The following is a 3,577-nucleotide window of genomic DNA, read 5'->3' on the forward strand; positions in this document are numbered from 1 at the left end:
GTGGATGCCAAGCGCAAGGCAGAGCTTTATGCCTTGGCTGCGGGGGTATCATTGGGGCGCTTGGCTCTGATCAGTGAAGATACAAGCGGCGGTGCGCATTACCCCGCACCGGTCATGGAAATGGCGGTGTCACGTTCGGGCGGCGTTCCCATTGCGCAGGGCGAAGTCACGCAAAGCGCACGGATCAAGCTGATATTCGAAATAGCCGAGTAACAGCCGCTAAATGCAAAAGGCCCGACGCAATCATCGGGCCTTTCGGTCACTGTGTTCTGAGCATTAGGATGCCGCGCTGATCGCCTGATCGAGATCTGCAATCAGATCGTCCGCATCTTCAATACCGATAGAAATACGCACCACATTTGGACCCGCGCCTGCGGCTTCTTGCTGCTCTGGTGAGAGCTGACGGTGTGTCGTAGAGGCTGAGTGGATGACAAGCGAACGCGTATCGCCCAAGTTGGCCACATGTGAGAAAATCTCGAGGCTATTCACAAGCTTAACGCATCCGTCATAGCCAGATTTCAGAGCAAAGGTGAACAGTCCACCAGCGCCTTTCGGGCAAATTTTCTCAACGCGGTTGTTGTAGGGGGACGATGGCAGACCCGCATAAGTCACGTATTCGACGTTGGGGTTGGTCTCGAGCCAGCTGGCCACTTTTATCGCGTTTTCAACATGGCGATCCATACGTAAGGACAGCGTTTCAATACCCATCAAAGTGTAGTGCGCAGCTTGCGGATTCATCGTCATGCCAAGATCACGCAGACCAATCGCAATGCCGTGGAACGTATAAGCTAACGGGCCGAATGTTTCTGCAAATTTGAGGCCGTGATAGGCTGGTTCTGGCTCGCTCAGGGATGGGAACTTGTCCGAGGCACTCCAATCAAATTTGCCGCTATCGACAACGCAGCCACCTGTGACCGTGCCGTTGCCTGTCAGGTATTTGGTGGTGGAGTGCACAACCAAAGTCGCACCATGTTCGATAGGGCGGCACAGGTAGGGCGTCGCTGAGGTGTTGTCGACGATCAGTGGAACCCCTGCCGCGTCTGAAATCGCGGAAATTGCATCCAGATCGGTGATGTAACCGCCCGGGTTGGCGATGGATTCACAGAAAACAGCGCGCGTATTATCGTCGATGGCTGCCTTCAACGCATCCTCATCGTCGAAATCAACGAACTTCGCTTCCCAACCGAAGCGTTTGATCGTCTGGCTGAATTGCGTGATCGTACCGCCATATAGACGGGTGGAGGCGACAACGTTCATGCCGGGGCGCATCAGCGGGAAGAGGGCCATGATCTGCGCTGCGTGACCGGACGAGCAGCAAACAGCACCTGCGCCGCCTTCAAGGGTCGCAATGCGTTCTTGAAGAACGGCAACCGTCGGGTTTGTCAGGCGGGAATAGATGTAACCCACTTCTTGCAAATTGAAGAGCGCTGCTGCGTGCTCTGCATCGCGAAACACATAGGCCGTTGTTTGATAGATCGGCGTGTTGCGCGCGCCGGTTGCCGGATCGGGACGTGCGCCTGCGTGAATTTGTAGGGTGTCAAAGCCGTAGCTTGGGCCGTCAGTCATGGAAAATCCTCCCGTTAAAATCGTTAGGACTACCTTTAGGTCAATGTTCGCCTTCTCACAACGTTGTTAGAGAAAGTGAGAACATGTGTTTTGTTGATGTGGGGCGGACCGAAACATTTGTTCGCAGATTATCTGATGGTGCTCAACGCATCCAGAAACCGGCCTTCTTGATCTGGTTGCGCAGAGCTTGTTCTTTGCGAGGCAAGTTGTCTTGATCAAACATCGCACGCACCTTATCGCCGCGTCCTTGATAGACCATACGCTTGATGGCTTCAGATCCTTTGAGCACTTTCTTGACCTTATTCGGTGCGGCGACCTCGTGGAGCACATCGATCACATGCTGTTCTTCACGAGCATAAAGCAGTGGAAGAAAACGATAGTGACAGCTGATCGTGCCATCGAGCATTCCACGCGGAATGGTGTCCTTGCCGCCGCCAAAGCTATGAATGACCAAGGGCAAGGCAACCTGATCAAGCCAAGGGTCAAGCGTTTGGCACACGAGTTCTTCGGGTGCATCATCGCGGATTGCTGTTGCATATTCCAAGAAACGCGCCCCAAAGGCGTGGGGGCATTTATAAAAGAAATAGCCCGCGTTGTAGTAAGGATAGCGTCGCCAGTATTCGTCCGGCTTGCTCAGATCGAGCGCATTGTCGAAATCGAGCCCGAATTTGTCATAAAGCGATTTCCAAGTTTGCGCATAGCCGGGGCCATAGAGTTCGAGAACGGGCCAAGTGTTTTCGCGGCGCAAAGATGCAGATGGGCGCGCGAAATCAAAGGGGATGGTGCTGAGATCGCCGGTGATCAGCGTGTCTGTATCAAAGAAAATGAATGGCTCACCTTTCGGGAGCGCGGTTAACGCTTCGATCTTGTTGCCATAGGGGTAGCTTTGACCAAAAACCTTGTTTTCGAATTGCACAAATTCGCCGCCCAGATTGGTCAATAAGTCCCGCAATTCACCTTCTGGCAGACGGGGATCACGGCTCCAAAGGGGGCCGGGCATGGGCTCGGCGTAAAACAGGCGCCCCTGAAAATCAGGATTGCTGTGGCGCAAAGAGGCCGCAAAAAGCGCAGCCTCATACGCGAGGCGCCCATTTTGAACGACGATCATCACATTTAAGGATGGATTTGTAGTGCTCTTCTTTGCCATGGTAGCCCCATCTGCCCGCGGGTTTGTCTGATATTACGCTGCAACTTGCTTAATTTCCAGAACAGCAAAGCAGTAGTGGGAAAAGATTTGTTAAAGTTTGATTTTGGGAGACAGATTATGAAAACGATGGCTCTGGTTTTGGGCGCTTTGCTTTTAGCAGGCCCTGTGAGCGCACAAAGCGGTTTTGGATCAAGCGATGTAACCAGTGGAGAAGACACTGCGGGCGCCGATAGTTTCGATTTAACGGGCCTCACGCCCGAAGATCAAACACCACAAGGTAAGTTTACGACTGCGGCTGAGGTTGGTCCCATTTTAGAGATGACCAAGAAAAACTGGGCCGCCGTGCGTGAATACGATGGTCAGGACCTGGTCTATTTCTCCCATGTTTTCAGCTGGCGTTGTGGTTTGAAGGCCGCGAAATACTCGATCAACGATGAGCCGTTGAAAGAATTGGAAATGCCTGAGTGTCATATGAAGTATCAGCAACCCAATTCGCTGATCGACAATGAGGCCTTGATGACCTTTAAACGCTACGAGCTTGGCAGCGTAAAATCTGTGCGCGTTGATGTGTTGTTGGATAACCTCACGGTGCAATCAGTCACGTTGTTGCGAGAGAATATTCTCATACCATAAGGAAGACCGCCCAAAATGACCCGAGGCTTTGAGATTGCGGTGATTGGCGCCGGTATCGCTGGCGCGTCCGTTGCCGCACATTTGGCGCAAGCAGGTAAGTCTGTGGCGTTGCTCGAAATGGAAAGCCAAGCGGGCTATCACACGACGGGCCGCTCCGCTGCGATCTTTGCGCCAAGCTATGGTCCTGCGTCGATTAGAGCGCTGACGCGCGCGTCGGAGGCGTTCTTTTTG

General features: G+C 53.1%; 5 protein-coding genes. 3 read left to right on the forward strand and 2 right to left on the reverse strand.

All coding sequences use genetic code 11. The features are described 5' to 3' along the window. A partial coding sequence (locus tag ABJQ89_RS10270; protein ID WP_348496147.1) for an SIMPL domain-containing protein occupies window positions 1-213 on the forward strand: 213 nt, incomplete at its 5' end. Window positions 214-276: 63 nt separating this feature from the next. Here the strand turns inward: ABJQ89_RS10270 and ABJQ89_RS10275 are convergent. Together ABJQ89_RS10275 and ABJQ89_RS10280 are read right to left on the reverse strand one after the other, a co-directional pair. Then, on the reverse strand, window positions 277-1,566 hold the full coding sequence (locus ABJQ89_RS10275) for an O-acetylhomoserine aminocarboxypropyltransferase/cysteine synthase family protein (RefSeq protein WP_348496148.1): 1,290 nt from the start codon (window positions 1,564-1,566) through the stop codon (window positions 277-279). A 142-nt stretch (window positions 1,567-1,708) separates the two neighbouring features. After that, window positions 1,709-2,713, reverse strand: coding sequence for a hypothetical protein (locus ABJQ89_RS10280; RefSeq protein WP_348496149.1), 1,005 nt, complete (start codon window positions 2,711-2,713; stop codon window positions 1,709-1,711). 117 nt (window positions 2,714-2,830) lie between these two features. Between ABJQ89_RS10280 and ABJQ89_RS10285 the strand changes: the two genes are divergently transcribed. Both ABJQ89_RS10285 and ABJQ89_RS10290 read left to right on the forward strand, forming a co-directional pair. After that, window positions 2,831-3,346 carry a hypothetical protein gene (locus tag ABJQ89_RS10285; protein ID WP_348496150.1) on the forward strand — a complete coding sequence of 172 codons (516 nt, stop codon included), beginning with the start codon at window positions 2,831-2,833 and terminating at the stop codon, window positions 3,344-3,346. A gap of 15 nt (window positions 3,347-3,361) precedes the next feature. Beyond that, window positions 3,362-3,577, forward strand: a 216-nt coding sequence (locus tag ABJQ89_RS10290; RefSeq protein ID WP_348496151.1) for an FAD-dependent oxidoreductase, incomplete at its 3' end; no start/stop codon positions are given.

Source organism: Planktotalea sp. (assembly GCF_039984035.1).
Lineage (GTDB): Bacteria > Pseudomonadota > Alphaproteobacteria > Rhodobacterales > Rhodobacteraceae > Planktotalea.